The 24,831-nt window shown below is 56.5% G+C and carries 20 protein-coding genes; 4 read left to right on the forward strand and 16 right to left on the reverse strand.

The annotated features are described in order from the left end of the window. The first annotated feature begins 13 nt into the window (after positions 1-13). From E5161_RS09825 to E5161_RS09830, 3 genes are all read left to right on the forward strand, one after another. Positions 14-202, forward strand: coding sequence for a hypothetical protein (locus E5161_RS09825; protein ID WP_136777544.1), 189 nt, complete (start codon positions 14-16; stop codon positions 200-202). Between the two features lie 61 nt (positions 203-263). Then, positions 264-401 (forward strand): hypothetical protein, encoded by a 138-nt coding sequence (locus E5161_RS20770; protein ID WP_169306660.1) that lies wholly within the window; start codon positions 264-266, stop codon positions 399-401. 29 nt (positions 402-430) lie between these two features. Further along, the gene (locus E5161_RS09830; RefSeq protein WP_136777545.1) at positions 431-937 is read left to right on the forward strand and encodes a DUF3231 family protein; all 507 of its coding nucleotides are present in this window, start codon (positions 431-433) and stop codon (positions 935-937) included. 110 nt (positions 938-1,047) lie between these two features. Here the strand turns inward: E5161_RS09830 and E5161_RS09835 are convergent, their stop codons facing one another. The 15 genes from E5161_RS09835 to E5161_RS09905 form a co-directional block, all read right to left on the reverse strand. Further along, the gene (locus E5161_RS09835) at positions 1,048-2,889 is read right to left on the reverse strand and encodes an S-layer homology domain-containing protein (RefSeq protein WP_136777546.1); all 1,842 of its coding nucleotides are present in this window, start codon (positions 2,887-2,889) and stop codon (positions 1,048-1,050) included. 30 nt (positions 2,890-2,919) lie between these two features. After that, the gene (locus E5161_RS09840) at positions 2,920-7,617 is read right to left on the reverse strand and encodes an RCC1 domain-containing protein (protein WP_136777547.1); all 4,698 of its coding nucleotides are present in this window, start codon (positions 7,615-7,617) and stop codon (positions 2,920-2,922) included. Between the two features lie 159 nt (positions 7,618-7,776). Continuing rightward, entirely contained in the window at positions 7,777-9,144 is a 1,368-nt protein-coding gene (locus tag E5161_RS09845) for a (Fe-S)-binding protein (protein ID WP_136777548.1), read from the reverse strand. Continuing rightward, entirely contained in the window at positions 9,137-10,552 is a 1,416-nt protein-coding gene (locus E5161_RS09850) for an FAD-binding oxidoreductase (protein WP_136777549.1), read from the reverse strand. The genes E5161_RS09845 and E5161_RS09850 overlap by 8 nt, the downstream gene beginning before the upstream one ends. After that, a complete protein-coding gene (locus E5161_RS09855; RefSeq protein WP_136777550.1) occupies positions 10,546-11,484 on the reverse strand; it encodes a BadF/BadG/BcrA/BcrD ATPase family protein in 939 nt (312 codons plus the stop codon). Before E5161_RS09855 ends, E5161_RS09850 begins: the two co-directional genes overlap by 7 nt. A gap of 15 nt (positions 11,485-11,499) precedes the next feature. Beyond that, positions 11,500-13,059, reverse strand: coding sequence for a glycoside hydrolase family 3 protein (locus tag E5161_RS09860; RefSeq protein WP_136777551.1), 1,560 nt, complete (start codon positions 13,057-13,059; stop codon positions 11,500-11,502). A gap of 12 nt (positions 13,060-13,071) precedes the next feature. Beyond that, positions 13,072-14,214, reverse strand: coding sequence for an exo-beta-N-acetylmuramidase NamZ family protein (locus tag E5161_RS09865; protein WP_136777552.1), 1,143 nt, complete (start codon positions 14,212-14,214; stop codon positions 13,072-13,074). 91 nt (positions 14,215-14,305) lie between these two features. Further along, positions 14,306-15,013 (reverse strand): PIG-L deacetylase family protein, encoded by a 708-nt coding sequence (locus E5161_RS09870; protein WP_136777553.1) that lies wholly within the window; start codon positions 15,011-15,013, stop codon positions 14,306-14,308. After that, positions 15,010-15,981 (reverse strand): GNAT family N-acetyltransferase, encoded by a 972-nt coding sequence (locus tag E5161_RS09875; RefSeq protein WP_136777554.1) that lies wholly within the window; start codon positions 15,979-15,981, stop codon positions 15,010-15,012. The genes E5161_RS09870 and E5161_RS09875 overlap by 4 nt, the downstream gene beginning before the upstream one ends. Before the next feature lie 51 nt (positions 15,982-16,032). Further along, positions 16,033-17,205 carry an anhydro-N-acetylmuramic acid kinase gene (locus tag E5161_RS09880; protein WP_136777555.1) on the reverse strand — a complete coding sequence of 391 codons (1,173 nt, stop codon included), beginning with the start codon at positions 17,203-17,205 and terminating at the stop codon, positions 16,033-16,035. A 1-nt stretch (position 17,206) separates the two neighbouring features. Further along, entirely contained in the window at positions 17,207-18,064 is an 858-nt protein-coding gene (locus E5161_RS09885) for a carbohydrate ABC transporter permease (RefSeq protein WP_136777556.1), read from the reverse strand. A gap of 16 nt (positions 18,065-18,080) precedes the next feature. Continuing rightward, positions 18,081-18,983, reverse strand: coding sequence for a carbohydrate ABC transporter permease (locus tag E5161_RS09890; protein WP_136777557.1), 903 nt, complete (start codon positions 18,981-18,983; stop codon positions 18,081-18,083). 102 nt (positions 18,984-19,085) lie between these two features. Continuing rightward, positions 19,086-20,534: an ABC transporter substrate-binding protein gene (locus E5161_RS09895; RefSeq protein WP_136777558.1), complete on the reverse strand. Its 1,449-nt coding sequence runs from the start codon at positions 20,532-20,534 to the stop codon at positions 19,086-19,088. Positions 20,535-20,597: 63 nt separating this feature from the next. Continuing rightward, a complete protein-coding gene (gene murQ, locus E5161_RS09900; RefSeq protein ID WP_136777559.1) occupies positions 20,598-21,512 on the reverse strand; it encodes an N-acetylmuramic acid 6-phosphate etherase in 915 nt (304 codons plus the stop codon). A 206-nt stretch (positions 21,513-21,718) separates the two neighbouring features. Next, positions 21,719-22,582 carry a MurR/RpiR family transcriptional regulator gene (locus tag E5161_RS09905; RefSeq protein WP_136777560.1) on the reverse strand — a complete coding sequence of 288 codons (864 nt, stop codon included), beginning with the start codon at positions 22,580-22,582 and terminating at the stop codon, positions 21,719-21,721. 233 nt (positions 22,583-22,815) lie between these two features. Between E5161_RS09905 and E5161_RS09910 the strand changes: the two genes are divergently transcribed. After that, a complete protein-coding gene (locus E5161_RS09910; RefSeq protein ID WP_136777561.1) occupies positions 22,816-23,817 on the forward strand; it encodes a BadF/BadG/BcrA/BcrD ATPase family protein in 1,002 nt (333 codons plus the stop codon). A 253-nt stretch (positions 23,818-24,070) separates the two neighbouring features. Here E5161_RS09910 and E5161_RS09915 read toward each other — a convergent pair whose 3' ends face one another. After that, on the reverse strand, positions 24,071-24,799 hold the full coding sequence (locus tag E5161_RS09915) for a DUF981 domain-containing protein (RefSeq protein WP_136777562.1): 729 nt from the start codon (positions 24,797-24,799) through the stop codon (positions 24,071-24,073). Positions 24,800-24,831: the final 32 nt, after the last annotated feature.

A 24,831-nucleotide genomic window follows, 5' to 3' on the forward strand; every position in this document is an offset into this window, starting at 1 on the left:
GTCACGATCCTCGATGACCATGCACCCGAATAAACACGATCTCGCGGATTTGGTAAACAACAGAAGCCGCTCCGTATATGTATCCGGCCTGGACATGCAAGGACAGGATCCGACAGAGGTCGATAAAAGCGAACGAAAAGTCCTAGATGATCCGACCGCGCTTTATGATCTGGGTGTTCCCAACGCCTCGCCTCCACAATAACGGACACGGATTTCAGCGACACAAGCAATGGAAGCGGGACGAACTGGAGGTGAAACCATAGATGGCAGAGGAATTTAAACAGAATAAAGGCAACATGCTGCGTGAGCACGGAGAAGAGTATGTGGAGGACGTGCTGCGCAAAAATCATAAACATCACGCGCAGAACAACCCGAAGGAAAGGCATACCCAAAAGCCGTAACCTGATGAAGTCATGACAGGAGCGATAACATGGGCATTTTGGATGGAAATTCGAAACACGAGCCTCTCCATTACGGAGAAGTTTTTCAATTGTGGGAATATTCCATGTTAAGTGGATTAGCTTTGTCCGCTTTTCAAAAGTTTAAATCTCATGCCGGCGACAAAGATCTCAAGGAATTGCTCGAGGATTGCGCCGACCATGCGAAAAACAGCATCGAAGAATGTGACGAGCTCTTGAAGAATAACGGGATCGCTCCGCCGCCTTCACTGCCCGAAACGCCACCGGCCAAGCTGGAAGATATCCCGGTCGGCGCACGCTTCACCGATCCTGAAATCGCAGCCGCCATCACCAGCGACATCGCCATTGGGCTGACCGCGAGCAGCAAAACCATGGCGACATCCATCCGGGAAGATGTCGGCGCTTTGTTCGCGAAATACCATGCGGCGAAAACAGTATTGGGACTGCGAGCACTAAGACTCAACAAGGACAAAGGCTGGCTCATCCCTCCTCCCTTACACATTCAGCAGTCCGATTGAAGGAGCAAAAAAATGGACCGTCGGAGAAAACTCCGCGGTCCATTTTAGTTTACAGTCTTATCCTGTAGAGATTCGCGTTATTTTGTCAACACGCCGAATCCCGAAATCATTTAGTCGATAAATTCAAGGTATTGCAAAGTTTTAAGCAGGATGACCGCCGCTTGTGCCCGGGTTGACGTGCCGAGCGGATCAAACCGGCGTGTGTCCAAACCGCTCATAATACCTTTAGATACAACAAATTGGATGGCTTCCTTGGCCCATACCGCCGATCGACCGACGTCCGCAAAGCGTGACAGGTCAGTTTTCCCGGCATCCCGGTTGGGATCTACATACTTGATCGCGTTGACCGCCATGACCGCCATCTCCTGCCTGGAAATCGGATGGTTCGGATGAAACCTCCCATTATATCCGGACACCAGACCCGCTTGGCTGGCGATAAGCACATCCTGATTGTACCAATCGTTTGCTTGGATGTCTTTAAATGCACCAGGGGCTTTCTTATCGTAGAGTCCGAGCGCCCGGACGAGCAGGGAAGCAAATTCGGCGCGGGAGATCGGATCGTTCGGGTGAAAAGCAGAAGCTGATTTCCCGGAGACGATTCCTTTGGAGGCCAACTGATTGATGGCCGATTGCGCCCAATGACCGGTCAAGTCTTTAAAATGGGGATTCTTATAACCCACGGCATACGTGCTGTTTCCTGTACGCTGCAGAACCGCCGAAACGGTACCGTCCGAAGCGGTAAAAAAACGGGTAGGTACGGGTGAAAGACGTTGGCCGTCGCGGAGCATGAAAACGGAGGCACGATCCGGATTAACCTCTATTTTCCCTAACGAAATAGACCGGGACACAAACGTACGGTCAAAATCTTGGATCGTGCGGGTTACTCCCTTGTTTATAATCGACAGGCTGTAGGCTACGGCCGGGGCAGGCAGCAAGGTTATATTTTCATTTAAGGCTGCCGTTTTTAATTGATCGGCGGGTTCCGAGCCGGCCGGTACAATGGAAATGCGAATTTCCGCATTGTCATCAAAGCCTGCGTTGGCTTGCAGTACGGATAAAGGAAGCATGAAGGAACCCGTCTTCGTCAGTACAAGAATGGAACCTGTGAGGCCTATCTTATCCGCAGCCAATTTAGCCGCTGAAGAGGGAATCACGAAGACAGCGGGATCCTGGATATCGATTCCAACGGTTAATATTCGGGTATGCTCCGGCATGTCCCGAATAAGAGATGCTGCCAGTGAAGCATCCAAGCGAATTACGTACGCTCCATCGATTCTCTCAATTTTCATCGCTTCTTGCAGCGAAACAAAAGGCAAATTGCCGGTTAAATGAGCATTCGGCAGTAGAATGGGAGGCAGTTCCACTGGTGCAGGGCTCGCAGGCACAGGTGGAGGACCTCCGTCGCCGGTCGAACCGGCAATCGTCACGGAAGCGGTGGCAGAGGAAACATGGTATACATGATCTTTCGAGTCCAAAATATCCATGGACCGGTCTTGATTATCGCCTTTCAAAACAAATGTTTTTATACCGGCGGAGGCATTCAATCTAACTTTTAGTTTTACGGTAAATAAGGTCGAACCGTTCACAACCGGGTAATCAGCTTCCTGGTTTGCGACGAGATAAGTAATCGTGCCGGGGACAGTAGAATCCGTCTTGGCAGCGGATTTGATCGTTCCATCCACGAAGTAATCTTTTATCTGGCTTGCCGCTGGCTCAAAGGCGGAGGCATCATAGACAAAACGGAATGTTGCGCTATTCATTTTAGCCCCGGCTTCAAACCCATCCAGCTTGAACTGCACTTCAACCGGGTCACCCGGGTGATAGACGGACTTATCGGTAACAAGCCCCGCGGAAGGAGCCGCGAAGGCGGCTCCAGGCAGCAGTCCGACGGCGAGGCAAATGATCAAGGAAATACTTGCGGCGATACGAAACCCGTTTTTAATTGGACTCAAACTTTCTACCCCATCTCGTGGAAGTTTCGATCAATGTTTCCTGTAAGCGGCGGTCCATAACGAGAAATCCTCGTTATTCACAATGCCGTTCCTTGTGAAGTCCATGAGTGCTTGATTGTATGCCGATGCCGTTCCGCTTTGAATGTCTTGGAAAATTTTTAACCATGCCGAGAAATCGACGTTATCAATAATACCGTTGGAGCCGATCGCAAAGACGCCGTTATCAATACGTCCGACGTCCCCCGGGAGGAGAACGATAGGCTTGTCGACCGAAGTGCCCAAGGCGTTCGCTTGATCCGCAATCAGGTTTACGCCGGTTACCGGATGTACGAGATATCCGAAACCGCTAATTTCCACAATTGCATTATTCAAGGGTGTAATGGCCGAAATGTTTAATCTTCCGGTCACCCGATTATTGCTGTCGACGGCGGCAAGGTGTCCACTCGCTTGCGGCACCCAATAAGAACGACCCTGATACGTGACACCGGTATCTGTAGAAGACGATTTTACCGTGATCGTGAGATTTTCAAAGGCTTTGTCGATTTCCCCCGGCACCACTTTACCCAGCAGCAGGCTGTTGAGATTGGAGCTTTCATCGCCGAGATAGAGACTGACGAATGCAGTGATTTTGGCACCGCTTGTGATCGTGACGGCTGACGACACGGACGGCACCTGATAGACTTTAAAGCTGGAATCGAGCATGTTGATGGATAAGTCCGCATTCGTACCTTTTAAAGTAAAGGTTGATGTTCCTAACGGAGCATTCGGCTTCACCTTGAACCGTACGGAAAACACAACTGAATCGTTCACGACCGGATAATCGTTGCTCGGATCCGCCACCAAATACGCCAATGTGCCGGCCGTCGGTTCCGACTTTACATGCGCCGGAATGCTGCCGTCGACAATATCGGTTTCCGGGTTGCCAACCGCTAATTCAAAAGCTGCAGTGTCGTAGTCCAGTTTGAATGTGGCGCTGTTGATTTTATCCGTATTCGCAAACCCGCGCAGCCGAACGTATAGCGTCACATCATCACCGCGATTGTAAGCAGGCTGGTCCGTCGTCAACACGGCGGCCCGAACAGGAGAGTCTGAGGGAAACAAAACTTGAACGGGAGTCGATCGATCCGTCCATGTCCCGTCTCCAAGTTGCGCGAATTCATTATCACCCCAGGTCCAGACCGTTCCATCGCTTTTCAGCGCGATTGTATGATAACTACCGGCTGCAACGGCAAGTACACCGCTTAATCCGGCCACTTGAACGGGATTCGTTCTACTCGTCGTTGTACCGTCTCCGAGCTGACCTGCTCCATTAGCCCCCCAGGCCCAGACCGTCCCGTCATTTTTCCGAACGACCGTGTGCAGCCACCCGCCTGCTACGGAAGACGCACCGTTTATTTCGGGTACTTGAACCGGAATGGAACTATTCGACGTTGTCCCGTTTCCGAGTTGGCCTGATCCACCCGCTCCCCAGGTCCAGATCGACCCGTCGGCTCTCCGAACGACCGTGTGAATGGCCCCGCCTGCGATGGAGGTAACGCCGCTTAAATTGACTACTTTAGCGGGAATCGTTTTGTATGTCGTAGTCCCGTCTCCTAGTTGGCCGAATTCATTATATCCCCATGTCCAGACTGTCTCGTCGTCTTTTAGAGCGATCGTGTGGGCGGACCCGGCAGCAATAGCAGTCACACCGGTTAATCCGTACACTTGCACCGGCGTGTATTTATCCTCCTGATTGAACCGGTCTGTTCTTGTCCCGTCCCCAAGTTGACCGTAGCTGTTTGACCCCCAGGTCCAGACCGTCCCATCACTTTTTAGAGCGACGGTATAGCTATCACCTGCCGCGATGGCGATAACTCCGCTTAATCCGGACACTTGAACAGGTCGTGTTCTACTCGTTGTGGTCCCGTCTCCGAGCTGACCGGATTCGTTATTCCCCCAGACCCACACCATCCCGTCGTTTTTGAGCGCAACCATATATTCCGCGCCGCTCGCAATGGCGGTCACTCCGCTTAAGCCGGAGACCTGAACCGGCAATCTTCTATCCGTATTTGTCCCGTCCCCAAGCTGACCGAATTTATTCAACCCCCAGGTCCACACCGTCCCGTCGCTCTTCAGCGCTGCCGTATGCCCTATCCCTCCGGTAATCGAGGAAATCGGCGCGGATGCAGGGGTATCGGTTACCGTGACCGAAGCCGTTGCCGTATGGCCGAGATAAGTAACGGTAATGGTCGTTTGGCCGGCTTTGCTTCCAGACACCAGACCGGATGCGTTCACGGAAGCAATATCCGAATTCGACGATTGGTAACTTGCCTGATTTGTAACCGTCTGAGTCGTGTTGTCCGAATAGTGACCTGTCACGATCGTCTGATGTGTGTTTCCTTTGGAAAGGGTATAAGATGCCGAATCCAGTGTTATTCCTGTTAAGCTCGGCATCGGAGCTGCAGACCATTGAACCTGAACAGGGGCCGATCGATGAGTCGTAGTCCCGTCGCCGAGTTGACTTTCGAAGTTGCGGCCCCAAGACCACACCTTCCCGTCATTTTTTAATGCGAGAGTGTGAAGCCACCCGCCCGCTACAGCGCTTATCCCGTTTAATCCGGAAACTTGAACCGGAGTCCGCCGATCGGTCGTACTCCCATCGCCAAGTTGGCCTAATTGGTTGTTGCCCCAGGCCCATACAGTGCCGTCGTTTCTAATTGCGATAGTATGTAATCCTCCAGTTGCAACAGCGTTTATTCCTCTTAAATCGGTCATTTCAATCGGAGCCGTTCGATTCGTGGTGGTTCCATCTCCAAGCTGACCGTAACCGTTAGCCCCCCAGGTCCACACCGTCCCGTCGTTCTTCCGTGCGATGGAATGCCCTTCACCGCTTGAAATGGCGGTGATCCCGGTTAACCCGGACAGTTGAACCGGACTTAAACGATTCGTTGTAGACCCGTCTCCGAGCTGGCCGGCCGCGTTTAACCCCCACGCCCAAACCGTCCCGTCGTTTTTTACCGCAACGGAGTAAGAGAGCCCGGCTGAAATCGCGATGACACCGCTTAATCCGTTCACTTGGACGGGTGTTGACCGGTTGTTCGTGGTCCCGTCGCCAAGCTGACCGTTTTCGTTCGCCCCCCAGGCCCACAGCGTCCCGTCACCCTTCAGGGCAATCGTGTGGTTCCAGCGGCTTGCGATTGCGGTGACGCCGCTTAATCCGGATACTTGAACGGGTGCCGATCGATTCGTCGAAGTTCCGTCACCAAGCTGCCCTAATTCATTAATCCCCCAAGCCCACACCGTCCCGTCGCTTTTCAACGCGACGGTGTGGTTTCCACCGCCTGCAACGGAGACCGCACGTATACCCGGAACTTGGGCAAAAACCGGCCGATTCGTCGTGGTTCCATCTCCGAGCTGGCCGTAGGAATTGGCTCCTGCCGCCCAAACCGTTCCGTCGTTTGCCAGTGCGATCGAATGGTATCCCCCACCCGATAACAAGGTTATGGATGGTGAACTCAATGCCGGATCCCCGAACCCTTGAACTTGCACGGGAGTCGATCGATCCTCCGTTGTCCCGTCCATAAGCTGGCCGTAATAATTGTACCCCCAGTTCCAGACCGTCCCATCATTTTTCAAAGCGATCGCATGGTAGGCCCCGGCTGCAATTACGGTCGCACTACTGAAGCCCGAAACTTGAACCGGTACGGATTGATTCGTCAGGGTCCCGTCTCCAAGCTGGCCGAGGTTATTTTGTCCCCAGGTCCAGACGGTCCTATCGGTTTTCAGCGCAATCGAGAAGTTTTCTCCGCATTCAATTGCTGTTGCGCCGCTTAGTCCGGACACTTGCACCGGTGATAACCGATTCGTCGTTGTCCCGTCTCCAAGTTGACCGTGGCCGTTTTTCCCCCAGGCCCAGACCGTTCCGTCGTTTTTCAGCACGAGCGTGTGGTCACCTGAGCCTAAATCGAACGTTGATGATCCGTTACTCGCAACTGCTGTTACTCCGTTTAATCCGGAAACTTGAGCAGGAGTTGTTCGATTTGTGGTTGTCCCGTCTCCCAGTTGGCCGGTATTGTTGTCCCCCCAGGTCCAGACCGATCCATCGGTTTTCAGTGCTACCGAATGGGACCTCCCGCCGGCAATGGAAGTCACATCGCTTAATCCGTAAGCTTGCACAGGTGTCGTTCGATCGATGGTCGTCCCGTCTCCAAGTTGGCCTTGCCGATTGTCACCCCATGTCCAGACTGTTCCGTCGTTTTTCAGTGCCATGGAGTGGGATGCCCCTGCGGCAATTGCTTTTACCCCGTTTAAACTGGACACTGGAACAGGAGACAAAATTCCTGTCGTTGTCCCGACTCCGAGTTGACCGTAATCATTGCTCCCCCAGGCCCAGACCGTTCCGTCGTTTTTGAGCGCAAGCGTGTGGGATCCACCGCCTGCAATGGCGACGATTCCGCTTAATCCGGAAGCTTGAACGGGTGTGTACCTGACCCTGGTTGTCCCGTCTCCCAGTTCACCTTTTCCATTAGCCCCCCAAGTCCAGACGGTTCCGTCGCTCTTCAGGACTGCCGTATGCACTCTCCCTGCGGTAATCGAGGTAACCGACGCGGATGCGGCCAATAAGGGTTCAGCCGGTGTGCTCGGTTCTGAAGAAGCGAATAACAAAGTGGGTGAGAAAGTAGACAACAGCAATACGAGGACACACATCAAGCTAAGCTTTTTGGTATGTATTGCGTACCAGCCGTTCATCGAACTCCTCCTTCAATCCACGCATGATACATATTGTATCAAATTTAGGTTATTAAAAAAATGCAAGTTATCCTTTAATTGTAAAAAAACACTTCCTAAGCGGAAGTGTTCAGAGGGAAACGATCATAGACTTCGACAATACATGATCGTGGTTGGCTTTTATTCTTGCTTCGAGTCCGCCAACCGTTCGTATAGGAAATCGACGATATGCATGGCCTCCATCTTCTCCTGCGGCCGATGCTTCTCGATGCCGAGCTTCATTTGCAGCAGGCACCCCGGATTGCTCGTCAGGAGATATCGGGCCTGCGTCCGGTCGGCGTGCTCCATTTTGTGCTCGAGCAGCTGCCCGGCCATTTCCGGCTGGGTCACGTTGTAGATGCCGGCGGAGCCGCAGCAGCGGTCCGCCTCCTTCATCTCGACGAACCGCACGCCGGCCACTTGCCGCATCAGCGTCCGCGGTGCGTCCGAGCTCCGCATCGCATTGCGCAGGTGGCAGGAGTCCTGGTATGTGATGCACGGTTCACCGCCGCTTTGCGCCTCCGCGGCGAACACGGGAACACGGCCTTTTTCCACGATCAGCCGACTGACGTCGATCACCCGCTCGGCGAACCATCGTGCATCCTCGCGGCAGGACGGATCGTCCTTCAGGACGTGATCGTACTCGATCAACAAGGCGCCGCAGCCTCCCGCGTTCGAGACAATATAATCGACGCCCGCCGCTCGGAAGGCTTCGACGTTCTTACGCGCCAGCTTCCGCGCCGTATCCATTTCCCCGCTGTGCGCGTGAAGCGCGCCGCAGCACACCTGCGTCTCCGGAATGACCACCTCGAAGCCCGCCTCCGCAAGGAGCTTCACGGTATGCTCGTTCGTTTCGGCGAACAGCACGTCCATGATGCAGCCCCGGAACAGCGCGACCCGGGCGATCGGCTCGTCCTTGGCCGGATACAATGTGCCGAGCCGCTCTACCACGCCTCGCGCGGTCGCTTCGGGCAAAATGCCTTCCATTTCCTGCAAATGCTTCGGCAGTACGCGCAGGATGCCGGTGGCGCGGGCGATCTTCCGGAGACCGGACTTCTGGTAGAACCGCAGGGATCTGCCCAGCCACTTTAAGCGACTGCGGTGCGGGAATACGCCTCCGAACACCAGCTTGCGCAGGCCGGAGACCGGCGCGCTGTGAGCAGCGTGATCCTCGATGGCGTCCCGGGCTTGCTCGATCAGCTGCCCGTATTTGACGTCAGCCGGACAGACGGGTTCGCACGCGCGGCAGCCCAGGCAGTGGTTCATCTGGTCCTGGAACGCCTGATCAGGCTCCATCAGGCCGTCGGCGACCGCCTTCATCAAAGCGATGCGTCCCCGCGGGGACTCGGGCTCGACGCCGGTCTCCCGGAAGGTCGGGCAGGCGGGCAGGCAGAAGCCGCAGCGCATGCAGTTGGTCAACTGATCGTAGTCCAGCTTCTGAAGAAGCGTACGAGACAAGGGATTGTGGTGTTCGATCTCCGGTTTGCGGATTGCGCCGGAATTAGCCATGCTGCAAAACCACCCTTTTCCTCGTTTCTTTAGCGAACACCTTCCCGGGATTCAGCAAATGGTGCGGGTCGAACGCGGTCTTGATCCCTTTCATGACGGCCATGCCCGCCTCCCCGACTTTCCATTCCAGGTAAGGCGCCTTCACGACGCCCACCCCATGCTCTCCCGTGATCGTGCCGCCCAGTTCGATCGCGGCCTCGAATATTTCCTCGAAGGCCAGTTCGACACGGTGGATCTCTTCCTTGTCCCGGGCGTCCGTGGTCGCCGTAGGATGCAGATTGCCGTCTCCGGCGTGCCCGAAAGTCGCGATCGTGACGCCGTGCTTGCGTGCGATCTCGTTGATCCGCAGCACCATGTCGGCGATTTTCGACCGGGGAACCGTCGCGTCTTCGAGAATCGTCGTCGGACGCAGCCGGGCCAGCGCCGTGAAGGCGCTGCGCCGCGCGGTCAGCAGCCTCTCCGCCTCCTCACGGCTGGCCGCGACCTCAATCCGGTCGGCCCGCTCCTTCATACAAATCTCTGTGATCCGCGCGATATCGCGCTCCACCGCTTCAGGATCGCCGTCCTGCTCGATGATGAGAATCGCGGCCATGTCCTCCGGCAGCCCCAGCTTGGCGAAATCGCTCACGACCCGGATCGTCGGGTTGTCGAGAATTTCCAGCGTCGCCGGGATAATCCGGCCTTCGATGATGGACGACACCGTCCGTGCCGCTCCATAAATATCCTTGTACATCGCGAGCATCGTTTTCTTCGTTTTCGGCGGAGGAATCAACTTGAGCGTGGCTTCCGTCACGATCGCGAGCGTTCCCTCCGATCCGACCAGCAGCTTGGTGAGGTCGTAACCCGCCACATCCTTCATCAGCTTGCCGCCGGTGCGGAGGATGCGGCCATCCGCCAGCACCGCCTCCAAGCCGATGACGTAATCCTTGGTCGTTCCGTACTTGAGTCCCCTGAGACCGCCCGAGCATTCCGCGATGTTGCCTCCGATCGTGGAGATGCGCATGCTGCTGGGGTCGGGAGGGTAGAACAAACCGAGCGATTCGACATGGGCGATAAACTCCGCCGTGATGATACCGGGCTGGACGGTGGCCGTCAGATTCTCCAGGTCGACCTCGAGAATGCGGTTCATGCGGTGCATGACCATGACGACACCTCCCAAGGCAGGAACGGTTCCGCCGCACAAATTAGTGCCCGAGCCCCGCGTCACGAGGGGGATCCGGTATTCCGAGAGCACCTTCATGATCGCGGAAACCTCTTCCGTGGAAGCAGGGTAAATCACTCCGTCCGGAAGCGACTGCAGCATAGGCGTGCCGTCATAGGAGTGCGCCACCAGCGCTTCCTTATCGTCCCGGAAGTTTCTTTCACCGACGATTGCCCGCAGCCGGGCTGCCGCATCGGGATTTAACATGGTGAATTCTCCCCCTCTCGCGCGTCCTGCCGGCGGAGCGCCATCAGCGCCGCGCCGAACGACGCGTCCCGCTTGGCGGAAATCACGCGCAGCTCCGGTAGGACGCGGCCCAGCTTCTCTTCGAAGGCAGACCGGACGTAGACATTTTTCAGCAGCACGCTGCCGATCGGCGCAAGCTCACCCCGCTGCAGGGAAAGCTTTGCCGCCACCGGGACGACGAGTTCAACCAGAGCCGCGGCGCTTCGATCCGCGATGGCCAAAGCCGCTTCGTCGCCCAGCCCGCACGCCTCCGACAGAATCGGTGCGAGCGCCGCGACATCCTTCTTGCTCCGGCTGCGGTCGTATACGAACGCGATGACGTCGCCGACCGTCTTCGTGCCCAGCCGTTCGTGCACCATCGCGCTGATCGGCGTGGCAGGCGCCCGCCCGTCAAACGCTTTCACCAAGGCCGTGAGCAGCTCCCGACCGATGCTATAGCCGCTGCCCTCGTCATCGATGAGGTGGCCGAAACCTCCGGTGCGGTGGGTATGCCCGGCTTCGTTCCTGCCGTAGCAAATGGTGCCGGTTCCCGCGATCAGGATGATGCCCGGTCCGCCCTCATGCGCGCCGTAATGCGCCGCCTCCTGATCGCCCATAATGACCAGACCGCCGCGGTGACCGCAATGCCGGACCGCATTTTCAATCCGGGCGGTCACCGCCGGATTGCTGACGCCCGCTGCGCCAACGGCAACCTGCGCGCAGTTGTCCAGGCCGCCGCACGCTTCGGCAATCCCGTTGAAGATATCCCGGAATGTCCGGAGCACCGCCGCTTCGTCCGCTCCGTTAAAGTTCAGAGCGCCGGAACCGAACGTGCTAACCGTGCCGCCGTTCTCGTCCAGCACCGTCACGGCGGTTTTCGTTCCCCCGCCGTCCAAACCGGCAACGTATTTCATGCGCATTTCACGTCCTTAATCTTTCCAGGCGACCGGTATCCGGCCGGTCGGCGACGAGGCGCCGCCCAAGATGCCGATAACGGAATTGATCGCCAGAGAAGTGTATTCGAAAGCGGCCAAGCCGCAAATGTCCCCTTCCAACATCCCCAAATCGTAGGGCTTGCCCATCGCGACGGCGGTGACCCGATGACCGCCCGCAGTCAGCCGGTTCACCAGCTCCAATTGTCCGGGATTGTCCATGCCGTTAAGCAAACCGACAATGACATGGCGATACCCATTCGCTTGCTCCATGACGCGCCCGATTTCCTCGGCGTCCGGATTCATCGCCGTCATGACGTGCGGTATACCGAACGCCTCTGTCATTGCCGCCGGCAGCAGCAGCCGCGCGTTCACCTCGCTCGAGGCTTGATCCGTACGGTAGGGGTAACAGCCGACCGCAATCGTGTCCCCGGCCCCACGCACCACCGTTTCCAGGTTTCCCCGCAGCAGGCAGATGCTGTCCCGGCTAATCGCATTAATCGCAATCCTGTGCGTTTCGCAACCCACAACCGAGAGATCGCCGGCCGGCAGGCTGCCGTATTTTCCCTTGTACTTCAGCACCTTCTCAACGGCATCGTCCACCGTTTCCAAGGACAGTTCGCCGGATGCGACGGCCTGTTCAATCCGCTCCACCGCCTCTTTGACGAGCGACGGCGTGTGGCTGATAAAGACGAGATGAACCCCCGCTTTCAACGCCCCGAGCGCTCCCTCGGCGGTACCATAGTACTGGCGGATCGCGTCCATTTCAAGGCAATCGGATATGACCAGACCGTCAAAGCCCAGTTCTTTCTTCAGCACGTCCGTGATAATGGTTCTGGACATGGTGGCAGGCACCCGCTCCTTCTCGATGGAAGGAAATAGGATATGCGTCGTCATGACGCTCTCCGCACCGGCTTCGATGGCGCTTCGGAACGGGATGAGCTCCAGCTTGTGCAAGTCCTCCAGCGACTTCTCGATCACCGGCAGCCCCAGGTGGGAATCGACCGCGGTATCGCCATGCCCGGGAAAATGTTTGAGACACGGCAGCACGCCTCCGTCCATCAGGCCTTTCATCATCGGCAGTCCGAATTTCTGCACGGTTTCCGCCGTATCTCCGTACGACCGCACGTTGATGACCGGATTGCGCTTGTTGTTGTTAATATCCAGCACGGGCGCCAGGTTGAAATTAATGCCGAGAGTCTGCAGCTCCCGAGCCGTGATGCGCCCGGCTGCATAGGCGTTCTCGGGCTCGCCCGTGGCGGCGACCGCCATCGCGCCCGGCACGTTCGCGGCGTCGGCGGACAACCGCGTCACCCGTCCCCCTTCCTGATCGATGGAAATGAAAGGCGGCAGCCCCGTCTTTCCCGTAATCAGGCGCTGCAGCTCGCCGCATACCGACTTTAGCTGCTCTTTATGGATCACATTGCGGGTGAACAAAATGATGTTGCCGATTTTGTACTCGGATACGAGGTCCTTCAACTCATCCGTAATGTCCGGTCCCTGAAATCCGGTGACGACCAGCTGGCCGATTTTCTCTCGCAGCGTCAGGTTTTTCATACGATCTCCCCGTTAATAAAGATGGAACTGCCGCTTGAGCGCGGCGAACGCCGCGCTTTCATCTCGGAACCGCTCGAACATCGCGGGCAAATCCGCCGCGTTCGCGTTCCGGTACGTGTCTTCCCCGCCCAAGAGGTCGATAAAAGGACGCCCTCCCTCCCGATACGGCGGCAGGAACTCGAATTCCCCGAACATTTCCTTGATGGCAAAAAGAAGCGTGACACCCGTTTCCAGCGGCCGAATGGCGCGGGGGTCCGTCACGTACAACTGTACGCCTCCGCACAACACCCCTTGGTGCTTGGAGGTCGTCGGCTTGAAATAAACCGGGCGGAATCGCACCCCCGGAAGCCCTTTGCCGTTCATCACGTCCGCCAGCCGCTCCGCCTGAATGTAAGGAGCGCCGATCATTTCGAACGGGAACGTCGTGCCCCGTCCTTCGGAGACGTTCGTTCCTTCGAACAGACAAGTGCCTGGATAGAGCAGCGCCGTCTCGAACCGGGGGATGCCCATCGAAGGATGCACCCAGGTGCGGCCGGTTTCGGGAAACAGCATCCGCCGCTCCCATCCATCGCACCTGACGATGTGCAGCTCGGCGTTCCAGTTCATTTGCGCGTTGGCCATCGCCGCCACCTCGCCGGCCGTGAGACCATACCGGACGGCAAGCGGGTAGTTGCCTACGAAGGATTCGTAGCCGGGCTTGAGCACATTCCCTTCCACGGTGAGGCCGTCCAACGGATTCACCCGGTCCAGCACGACGAACGGCTTGCCGGCTTTCCCGCAATCTTCCAGCGCGTAGAGCATCGTATATATAAATGTATAATAGCGGACGCCCACGTCCTGAATGTCGTACACGACCAGATCAACCCGATCCAGCATCTCCGAGGTCAGCCGTTTGGAGTCTTTACGGTACAAGCTGTACACCGGGACCCCCGTAAACGGATCCTCGTACGCATCGACGAGGGCGCCGGCTTCCTGGTCCCCCCTGACGCCGTGCTCGGGCGAGAACAGGGCCGCCAGCTCGAACCGCTCGTGCAAAATCTGAATCGTGGAAACGAAGTCCGACGTCAATCCGGTAGGCGCGGTAATGAGTCCGAGACGTTGGCCGCGGAGCAATTCGGAATAGGCGTCGAGATTATCGACTCCGTTGAGGATCATGGCTCTCCTCCTCCTTAAATGCGATGAAGAAAAAGGGCTGCCCGCCGTCGGAATGATTCCGCTGGTCGGGACAGCCTCCGGGATGCCGCGATTAGAGCTCGGATTGGCGGAGGCGCATCGTCTCTTCCGGAATCATGAACGTCTCCGCGTACAGCTTCCGGGCCTCGATGCCGCGCACCCGCGCGAGATGCTTGTAATATTCCAGATAAGGGAACGACTTGCTTCCGGTGACGAACCAATGGGTAGACAGCGCCTTGACCCACAGATCGAAAGCTTCCTGAGAGAAATCGACATAGACGTAGGGTCGATAGTCGACGGCATCCTCCCAATTCTCCGCGTAATAGAGCTTGGAGGCGAAATGGGCAGGAAGCTCTCTCTCAAAAGATGCGAGACCGGCGAAAAAACGGGCGTCGTTCACGATCCGGTGAGTGGTGATATGGTCTTTATGCATGCTGTTCTTCCAATGGGTGATGAGCACATCGGCTTTCACCAGGCGGATCACGTCGGCTACGCGGAAGCGGACCGCCTCATCGTCGGGCAGCTGGCCGTCCGCATTGTCGTCGAACACGATCGCTTCCCCTCCGAGCATCTCGGCAAAGGTATGCGCCTCGCGGATTTTCTGCGCCTTGTACTCGCCCATATCCTGACCGGCCGGCACGCCGCGCTCGCCGGGCGTCAGCGCCAGCGTCACGATGCGGTCGCCCTTCAGGTAATGGCTCGCCAGCACGCCGCCGGCCGTCAGTTCCGCGTCTCCCACATGGCCGCCGATGGCCAGAATCGTCAACTTTTTCTCGCTCATACGTCAAGCTCCCTTCTCATGACCGCGAACTCTTTCACTTTTTGGAAGCCGGCTTTCTCGTAAATCCGAAGCGCCGGATTGTTGTATCCCGTGTATAGCGACATATATTCCGTCCCGATATTCCGGAAGGCCTCACACAATTTATTAAACAGAATGCTGCCCAACCCGTGCCCCTCGTGGTCCGGGTGTACACCGATGCCTGCGAAATAACCCCGGCCGTTCTCCTGCCGGATGACGGGGCCGGCGAACCCGGCCGCTGCGCCGCGGCACGACGCCATGACGACGGGCACTCCGGACGCCGTGCTCTGAGAAATCTCTCGCTTCCACAAAGGATTGCCGAGCGCCTCCAGCATGACCTCCACGCCAACGACCTTGCCGGCATCGTATAGTTCCACCGAATACCCTTCCGAAAGCGCCTTGGCCTCTTTGTCCCGTATTTCTTCCGGTACCCGGAAACCGGCCAGCGGCAGGTACATTGCGTGCTGCCTCGCCCGGTCTGTGTAACCCGCGCGCAGCAGGAAACGGTAAAGATCGCTCTCCACCGGCACCCCGGGCGCATTGTTGTGCTCATGCTTCGGCGTATTCGGAATGTACCAGGGCAACATCATCGGATTGAAGAACAGAACCTCGGCCTGCTTCTTCCCCAGCTCCCGGAAACGGTTTTCCAGTGCGCCCAACATCTCGTTGTACCGATCGTCGGTCCGGCGGTCTCCCGCCAATACGATGCAGGTGATATACCCCGCAACGTCGCCGAGCGGCAGTTCGTCTCCCGTGCAGCCGCAGGCGAATCCGACCGCCCGGCCGTCTTCCACCAGCAGGAACGCGGCCTCGGGATCGAAGTTCGGATGACCCGTAAAGGTTCGCGCGAAGCTCTCCTCCGTCATTTCCTTGTAGCCGTCCTTCACGGCTTCCGCGTTCCACAAATCGATCACGTCGTGCAAGTATCGGTCGTCCCAGGAAATGAGCATGACGGCGACACCCCCTTTGCTGAAATATTCCGGCTCCTTACCACGAGCCGCTTACCAGGAGATCTTGCCCAGCACCACCGGCCGGCTGGCACCGGTCGCGGCCGGGAGATTGCCCGGAATGCCGGCCATCGTGCAATCGGCAAGCAGGGCGAACGCGACCGCCTCCTTGGCGTCGCTGTTGCCGCCTGCTTCTTCCTGCGTCTTGACCGGCACCCCCTTCCCTTCCATCTCCTGCTTCAGAAATTGCATCAGCACCGGGTTATAGCTTCCTCCGCCGCCGACCAGCATGAGATCCGCGGGATGGCGGTCCCGGATGAACCGGTCGTACGCGTCTCCGATCGACCAGGCGGTCAGCATCGTGACGGTCGTGACCAGATCCTCCGCAGAGAGTCCGCGCTCCTCGCCAAGGCGCAGCAATTCCTCCACGTAAGCCGCGCCGAACCGCTCGCGCCCTGTCGTCTTCGGCGCCTGCAGCGCATAATACTCCTCCCGCTGCAGCTCCCGCAGCAGCTCTGCGTCGACCATACCCTTGCGGGCCATGGCGCCGCCCGTATCCATCGTCTGGCTGCCGCCGGTTAGCCGGGACACCACGCCGTCAATGAGCATGTTGCCCGGCCCGGTGTCGAACGCGTACACCTGGTCCGGCGAGCAGCCGTCAGGAATGACGGTCACATTGCCGATGCCGCCGATGTTCTGCAGCAGCAGCGTCCGCTCCGTCTCGCGGTACAGCAAATATTCTGTGAACGGCACGAGCGGCGCTCCCTGTCCGCCAACCGCGATGTCGGCCGGCCGGAAGTCGGACACGCATGGGATTCTCGTCCGAGCCGCGATCACGGCCCCTTCCCCGATCTGCACCGTATAGCGGTGCTCGGGGGCGTGATAGATTGTCTGTCCGTGCGAGCCGATGAACGCGATCTCCCCAGGCGCGACACCCGCCTCCGCGATGACCGAAAGCGCAGCTGCCGCGTACAGCTCTCCCAGCGCCACGTTCATCCGCCCAACTCGGTCCAGCGTCGCCTTAGCCGGATCGAACAGCTCAAAAATTTCTTTCCTTACATCCGCCGGAAAAGCCGTGTTTTCGAACGCGATCAGCCTGACCTCTCGGGGAGAGCCCGGTTCCCCGGCAATCTCTACGAGAGCGGCATCTATTCCATCCACAGAAGTGCCGGACATGAGACCTACCGCATAACGCTTCTCCGACGACAATGGTGCCGAACGCGCCATTTTACCCTTTCACCGCGCCGACGGTTACACCCTCGAGGAAGTACCGTTGCAAGCTGAAGAACAGAATGAACATCGGCAGTGCAGCAATGGTGGCGCCGGCCATCATCGGACCGAAGTACGTCGTATTCGCGAAACGGAAATTTTTGAGGCCCACCTGGATCGTCTGCATCTCCATCGAGTTGGTGACGAGCAGCGGCCAGAAGAACGTATTCCAGCTTTCCATGAATGTCAGAATCGCCATCACAGCAAGCACGGTCTTCGACAGGGGAAGAATGAGCTTCGTGTAGATTTGAAATTGGTTGCAGCCGTCGATTTTGGCGCTTTCCAGAATTTCCGACGGGATACTGCTCATGAATTGCTTCGCGAGAAAAATGTTATATACCGTCACGATGCCGGGCAGAATTAAGGCGCCGTAAGTGTTCTCCATGTCGAAAGTGTTCACGACGAGAATATAAAGCGGCACCTGCGTGACCTGATAAGGAATCATCATGGCGCACAGCAGCACGGCGAACAGCACGTTGCGGCCTCTGAATCTCAACTTGGAGAAAGCGAAGCCGGCCATGCTTGCGAACACCACGTTAAACACCATGACGCTGCCCGCGACAACGAGGGAATTCAACAGCCAACGGAACGAATATTTGCTGTAATTGAAAAAGAATTTGTAAGAATCCAGCGTGAACTTGCCGGGCCAGAGCGTGTAGTTCATCGCACCGGCTTCGACGGGATCCCCGAAAGAGGAGATGACCATGAAATAGATCGGAAACAGAGTCGCTAAAGCGAAAATCAGCAGCAACACGCCAATCGCGGCGTTCCGGCTTATCCTGCGGGCTGGGTTGCCCGTGTTTTTATAAAGTGCCATCGGCGTTCCCCTCCCCTTAATACTCCACGTCTTTGCCTAGGAATTTGAACTGGATCAGGGAAATGCCGGCGATGATGACCGCCAGGATGAGCGATTGCGCCGCCGCTTCTCCGAACTCAAAATACTTGAAGGCGTTGTTGAAAATGAGCAGGCCCACCATGGTCGTCGCATTGTCCGGTCCTCCTCCCGTCATCAGGAAGGCGTTCTGGAACACCTGGAACGAGCCGATGATACCGGTTACAAACAGGAACAGCGTGGTCGGCTTCAGGCAAGGGATGACGATATGCCAGATCTTCTGCAGGAACGTCGCGCCATCTAGATCCGCCGCTTCGTAATAGCTGTCGTCGATGCCCAGCAGCGCGGCCAGGTAGATGATAATCGCGGTGCCGTGGCTGGAGAGCCAAGACATCAGCACGAGCGAGAACATCGCGGTTGCGCTTGCCCCGAGCCAGTTTTGGTTGCTGCCTCCGAAGAAATGGACGACCTGGTTCAGAATGCCCGCGGGGAGCGGATCGTAGATCCAGAGCCAGACGACCGACAGCGTCACGCCCGATGCAACCGCCGGCAAGTAGTAAATCGCTTTGAACGTGGTTTGAAGAAATTTTTTCAAGGGCAAGATCAAGATCGCAATCGAGAATGAGATCAGCAGGCCGACCGGAACGGTCAGCACCGTATAGACGACCGTGTTGCGCAGCGATTTCCAGAACAAGGAGTCTTGGAACGTCTCCGCGTAATTTTCCCAACCGATAAAGGTGGATCCGAGCGGCTTGTATTTCTGAAAGCTGATGATAAAGGCGCTGGCAACCGGGTATGCCGTAAACAGCGCGTAGACGACAAGCGCCACCGCGATGAAGGCGTAACCCCAAGCCCCGTCTCCTCTGTTTTTACGTTTTTTGACTGTGATGGGCAGTTGATTCATCTGGCCAGACTCCTTTTGCATCCGAATTCAGAAACAGGTATCGGATAGCCGCGCCTGATTCGCGCGACTATCCGATACGCTTGCTTCAGCCGCGAATTTGCGTCAGTCTTTGACGACTCCGTCTTCGCCGAACGCTTTAATGGCCGCAGCTTTAACCGCTTCGTACATGGCTTCCGGTTTGATTTCATTAGCAAGCAGCGCTTGCAGTTTCGGAATGATCACTTCGTCTTCCAGCTTGATCGCTTGAGCCGCTTTGTCCGTCGGGATGTCCGGGCGCGGCTTCGCGGCGTGGGACAGCATTACGTCTACGGCTGCAATGTTGTCGGGATTGCGGTCGATGGTCATGCTCTTCGCCGCTTCTTTCGCGCTCTTCGTGATGTGCGCGGCGAACAGGTCGTTGTTGGTCGTGGCGGCGACTTTGCCGCTGGCCAGGAAGTACGCGGCTTTGACGACGTTGGCTTTATGCTCGGCTGTCGGCTCTTTCTTGCCGCGGAACGTTACGTAACCATCGACAACCGTGCTCGATACCGGCGGCTGGCCAAGGAACGAAGGAACCGGCAGGACGACATAGTCCACCTTGATGCTGTCCTTCACGGCGCTGCCGTCGTTGGCGTCGATCTTGGCGTTGTTCTTCTTCGCGGAGTTCTCGAATACGGCAAGGCCTTTGCCGGTGATCATCGTCTGGCCGGTCAGGAACATGTTCCAGCGTTTGCCGGCGTCGACGGAGCTGAGCTCTTTCGGCATGGAGCCGTCGTCGATCATTTGGCGAACCGCTTTCAGCACTTCCAGGTAATTCTTGCTCGTATAAGCATACTTCAGGTCAGAGGTGAACGGATCCGGCATACCGGCGTTTTTCACCAGAATCGTGAGGTAATCGCGGGAAGCGACGCCGGCCGTCGCGAATACGAAGCCGTAACGCTTTTTGCCGTTTTCCGTCACGACGCCCTTCTTGATCGCTTCGCGGAACTGTTCGTAAGTCCAACCTTCTTGCTGGACTTTCTTCCAATCAATGCCCGCTTGCTCCAGGAACTGCTTGTTGCCGCCAATCGCGTGCACTTCCATGTAGGCTGGGAGACCGTACAGGCTGTTGCCGTTTTTCATGTATTCGAGCGGCAGCGGATCAAAGTCGCTGACCATATCCGGTGTGACCGAGTCCGTGATGTCCATCAGCATGCCTTGGTCGACATACTTGGCGATGCCGCCGGAGCCGATGAACGCGATGTCGGGCGGACTGCCCGCGTTCACTTGCGTGTCGAGCTTCTGCGACATGTCTTCCCAGCTCGCCGGCTCGATTTTCAGCGTTAGGTTCGGATACAGCGCGTTGAATTCTTTTTCCATTTGTGCAAAGTTGTCTTGGTAAGTAGGCGATACCGGCGGCAGCAGCGCAGTGATCGTATCTTTCTCTCCCGATGGCGCAGCGCTTCCGGAAGCGCTTGCTGAACCAGACGGGCTGGGGCTGGAATCGCCCTTGCTTGAGCCGCAGGCGGCCAGCGAAGTGACAGACAGCGTCAAAGCCATGATGGATGCCAATACACGCAACTTTCTTTTCATCCGTAATTCCTCCCCTAATTATGATCATGCTTTATGTGAAACAGCGCGCATATCCGTGTCCGGTCAGCCGACTCTCGTATATGCGCGGATCGCTGCCTTCAGGTTGCCTTCGAAGCGTTCCAGCGCCTTGCCCGCTTCTTCCGCGTCCAGGCTGGTTTCGATCATCATGATCGCCAGCTTGCAATTCATGGACGCTTTCTGCAGATACGCCGAGGCCGTTTCGAAATCCGTTCCGGTGGCTGCCTTGATGATTCGGATGGACCGGTCTTGAAGCTTCTGGTTGCTCGCCTTGAGATCGACCATCAGGTTGTTGTATGTCTTGCCCAGCTTCACCATCGTGCAGGTGGTCAGCATGTTGAGCACCAGCTTCTGGGCGGTCCCCGCCTTCAAGCGGGTGGACCCCATGATCACCTCCGGTCCTGTGACCGGGGCGATGCAGATGCCGCATACCTCTTCCAGCTTCGAGTTCTTGTTGTTCGTCACCCCAATTACGGCTGCGCCAATTTCCGCGGCCCGCTTTACCGCGGCGATGACGAACGCCGCGCTTCCGCTCGCCGATATGCCGACGACCGCGTCGCGGCCGGTGACGCCGCAGCGCTCGATGAGCGCGATCCCCTCCTCCGCATTGTCTTCGAATCCCTCCACCGCAGTCCTCAGCGCGATATCCCCGCCCGCGATATGCCCCTGCACCAGCTCGGGGTCCACGCCGAAGGTCGGTGGACATTCGGAAGCGTCCAGCACGCCGATGCGGCCGGAGCTGCCCGCTCCGATGTAGAACATTCTGCCGCCGTCCTTGAGCGTCCGATGCAGAATATCAACCGCTTTCATAATTTGCGGAATTTCTTCCGCAACGGCGGCGGGCACTTTGGCGTCTTCCTCGTTCAGGAGGCGGAGCATTTCCTCGGTGGCGACCTCATCGATCATCCGCGTTTCCGGGTTGATCTTCTCTGTTGTCAGTCCCGCAAGGTATTCGTTCATGGACATTCTCCTACCCTGTTTTTGTTGATCGTTCCGTTATTCGGTGATCGTTTTCTCTTTGTATGCGTTTATCTTAAAGAACCAAGGCTGATATCGTCAATAGATTTTGAAATATTTTTTCATCATAAAATTTATTGCTGTTTTTTATTTTCAGAAAAAGCTGCAAAAAACCGCCATTTCCGTGTCGGAACGGCGGTGTTAACACACTATTTTCGATGCTTGCTAGCCAAAATGTTATGGGTTTTCGACAAATATTTTTTAACGTTCTGATATTCCGCGCTGGCCACCCCGGCAAAAAGAATATCGATGACGGTAAGCATGGCGATGCGAGAACCCATGGCCCCGCTGCGGATTGTCAGTTCCGGCGTGGAGATGCTGAGCACGATATTGGACTTGTCCGCCAGCTCGCTTTTGTTGTACTTGGTCAGGGCGATGCACGTGGCCCCGTTTTTTTTGGCGATCTCCAGCGTCTCGAGAATTTCCACTGTATCGCCGGAATTCGAAACGAAGAACGCCACCTCGCCCTTGCCGAGCAGCGTCGCGGCGGTAAGCTGGCTGTGCCCGTCGGTGTAGGCGTGGCAGAGCTTGTTAATGCGGGAGAACTTCTGCTCCGCGTCCATGCAGACGAGGCCGGAGGCGCCGATGCCGAAAAAGACGATGCGCGTGCTTCCCCGCAGCACCTTGACGGCGCGGGCGATTTCGTTCTTGTCGATGATGCTGAGCGTGTCGTCAATTGACTTGATATTGTTGTGGGAAATGTTCGCCACGATGACGTTCAGGTCGTCTCCCGGCTGAATGTCCGTGTACGAATTTTTATGATCGTCGTCCATGGAGCCCAGCGAAGCGGAAATGCTCACGATGAAGCTTCGGTATCCGTTATAGCCCAATGTTTTGCAAAACCGGAGAACCGAGGCGTCGCTCGTCTTGCTGAGCTGAGCCAGGCTTTTGATCGACAAATGGGGAATTTCCTCGGTGTTCGCGATAATATATTCGGCCACCATGCGCTCGACCGGCGTCAAGCTGTCTTTCATGTCGCGGATTTTGATCAGAATATTGTCATGAATCGCCATCTATTCTACCTACTATCCCGTTAGTATGTTAGCTAAATCCTAAACCTGTTTTTTCCAAAACACAAGAAAAAAACCACACAACTGGTCGTGCTAGATGTCGTGTTAGAAATTTTATTTCGAAGTTATTATATCATAATGAAATTATATTTCCGAATTTTATTGTTAGTAAATCTGTACGCATGCTATAATAGCGACAATTTCAAGATCGCTGTATAACAAGGAGAACGCCGCGTATGGATAAAAAGTATGTCATCAGTGCAGACGGCGGGAACAGCAAAACCGACTACTTCCTCTTCGATACGGAGGGTAATTTCGTTGATTGCCTGAGGACCGACACCTGCAGCCATGAGCGGTTCCCGGACGCATACGCAGGCGCTTTCCGGGCGATGAACGAGCAGATTGGGCAGCTGCTGGCGAGAAACGGGCTGACCGTGAAGGATCTCGCGGCCGGAGCTTTCGGCCTGGCCGGCGCAGACCTGCCCTCTCAAAAGGAAGAGTTGAACCGGATCGTCGAACGGATTGGACTCAATCGTTTCACGTTGGATAACGACTCGTTTCTGGGGATCAAGGCGGGGATCGATAAAGGCTTCGGCATCTGCTCCATCAACGGCTCCGGCTCGGTGACCGGAGGCATCTCCCCCACCGGCCGGCGGCTGCAGATCGGCGGCGTGGGCAGCGAGCTCGCCGGAGACGAAGCCGGCGGGTTCTATCTGGGCCGGAAAGTGCTGCGTGCCGTGTACGATACGCTCTATAGAATGGGGCCGGCGACGACGATGGCGGATCCGGTCATGAAGCTGCTCGGGGTCGCCTCCAAGGAATATTACATGGAAACCGTCATCGAAGGTAACATCAACCGGACGCTGCCGAATACCGAGCTGATGCGCATCCTGTTCGCCGCTGCCGACGCCGGGGATGCGGCTGCGCTGGACATTGTCGGGAATACGGCCATGCAGCTGGCTCGCTCCACGGCCGGCTGCATTTCAAACCTGGATTTCGGGGACGAAGTGGATATCGTGCTGGCCGGCTCGGTGTGGGTGAAGGCGGAAAGCCCGCTCATGCTTCAATTATACCGGCGGCACCTGGCAAGCTTGATTGACCGCCGCTGTAACAGCGCGATTCTCGAGGTGCCGCCCGCGACCGGTGCCGTATTTTGGGCGCTCGAGCTGGCAGGCGGCCGGCCCGTCGGCGGAGAAATCCGCCGCAAGGTGATCGAGCGCGTGAAGGCGCTGTTGTAAGGCGAACACTTCTTAGCGAAGCCCGGCAAGCAAAATGGCTGAAACCACATGGTTTCAGCCATTTTTATGTGCGGTTTGCGGCTACAGCCATTGCCTCAGATCTTCGCTACAGTTTACGCAACAGACTGCACACTCTGCGAACTACATTTTGCCGAATTACACGGTCAAATTGTTCTTGGAATTTCACCGAACGATATTTTGCCAAACTAGAGAGCAGGTGCCGGATTTATAAAGACGGCTCCTGTTTGTTTTACTACATTGTGTTAATAATCAACCCGATATGAGTGAAGTAATTCATGGCGCCGAATAGAGTGAAGAGTACACCCGTTATACTCCAGCACACCGTGATGATATTCATGACGGCCGGATTTCCCCCTCCCCTTGCCAATGAAAAGGGAAGAAGTATCGCCCCTAGACCGACAAGCGCATACAATGCTGAAATGAAAGACGCCTCGAGCATCGGATAGTTTGCGAACCTTCCTGAGATCGGCTCTTGGGGCGGAGCCGCAAATAACTGATAATAAATACCTGCACATGCGATCGAGATTAAAGCGAGTCCCATGGCGGCAGCAAAATACGAAACAGGTCGGCCCATTTCCGCAAAATGGGAAACAAGCGCCGAACTTTGCTCTTTCGCTTGATCTACCGGTTTTCCGGATTCGACCGACACAGCTTTGGACTTTTGCCATAGAGCTACGGATCCCGCCAATAACATAACGCCGAACGCAAGTGAAGGTTCGCCAAATATGATGTCATCGAACGGGAACCCTATTTTCGACAATGGCCACGTAAGTGTCATATGTGCGCCTGTGAGCGTTAAGATGAAGCCCGGCACGGCGAATCCGATCGACCACGCCTGCAAGTTTACACGCTCACCTTTCCTTAGATGATTGGAAAAGCGAACTAATAGCAACAGCCCCACTCCGGTTGCCACGGCCATAATCGTATTGTATACCTGAGTTTGCGCCCAATCGATATGCATGAAAAAACCAACCTCCAATTTAGACTGCCAAA

Source organism: Cohnella pontilimi (assembly GCF_005049045.1).
Lineage (GTDB): Bacteria > Bacillota > Bacilli > Paenibacillales > Paenibacillaceae > Cohnella > Cohnella pontilimi.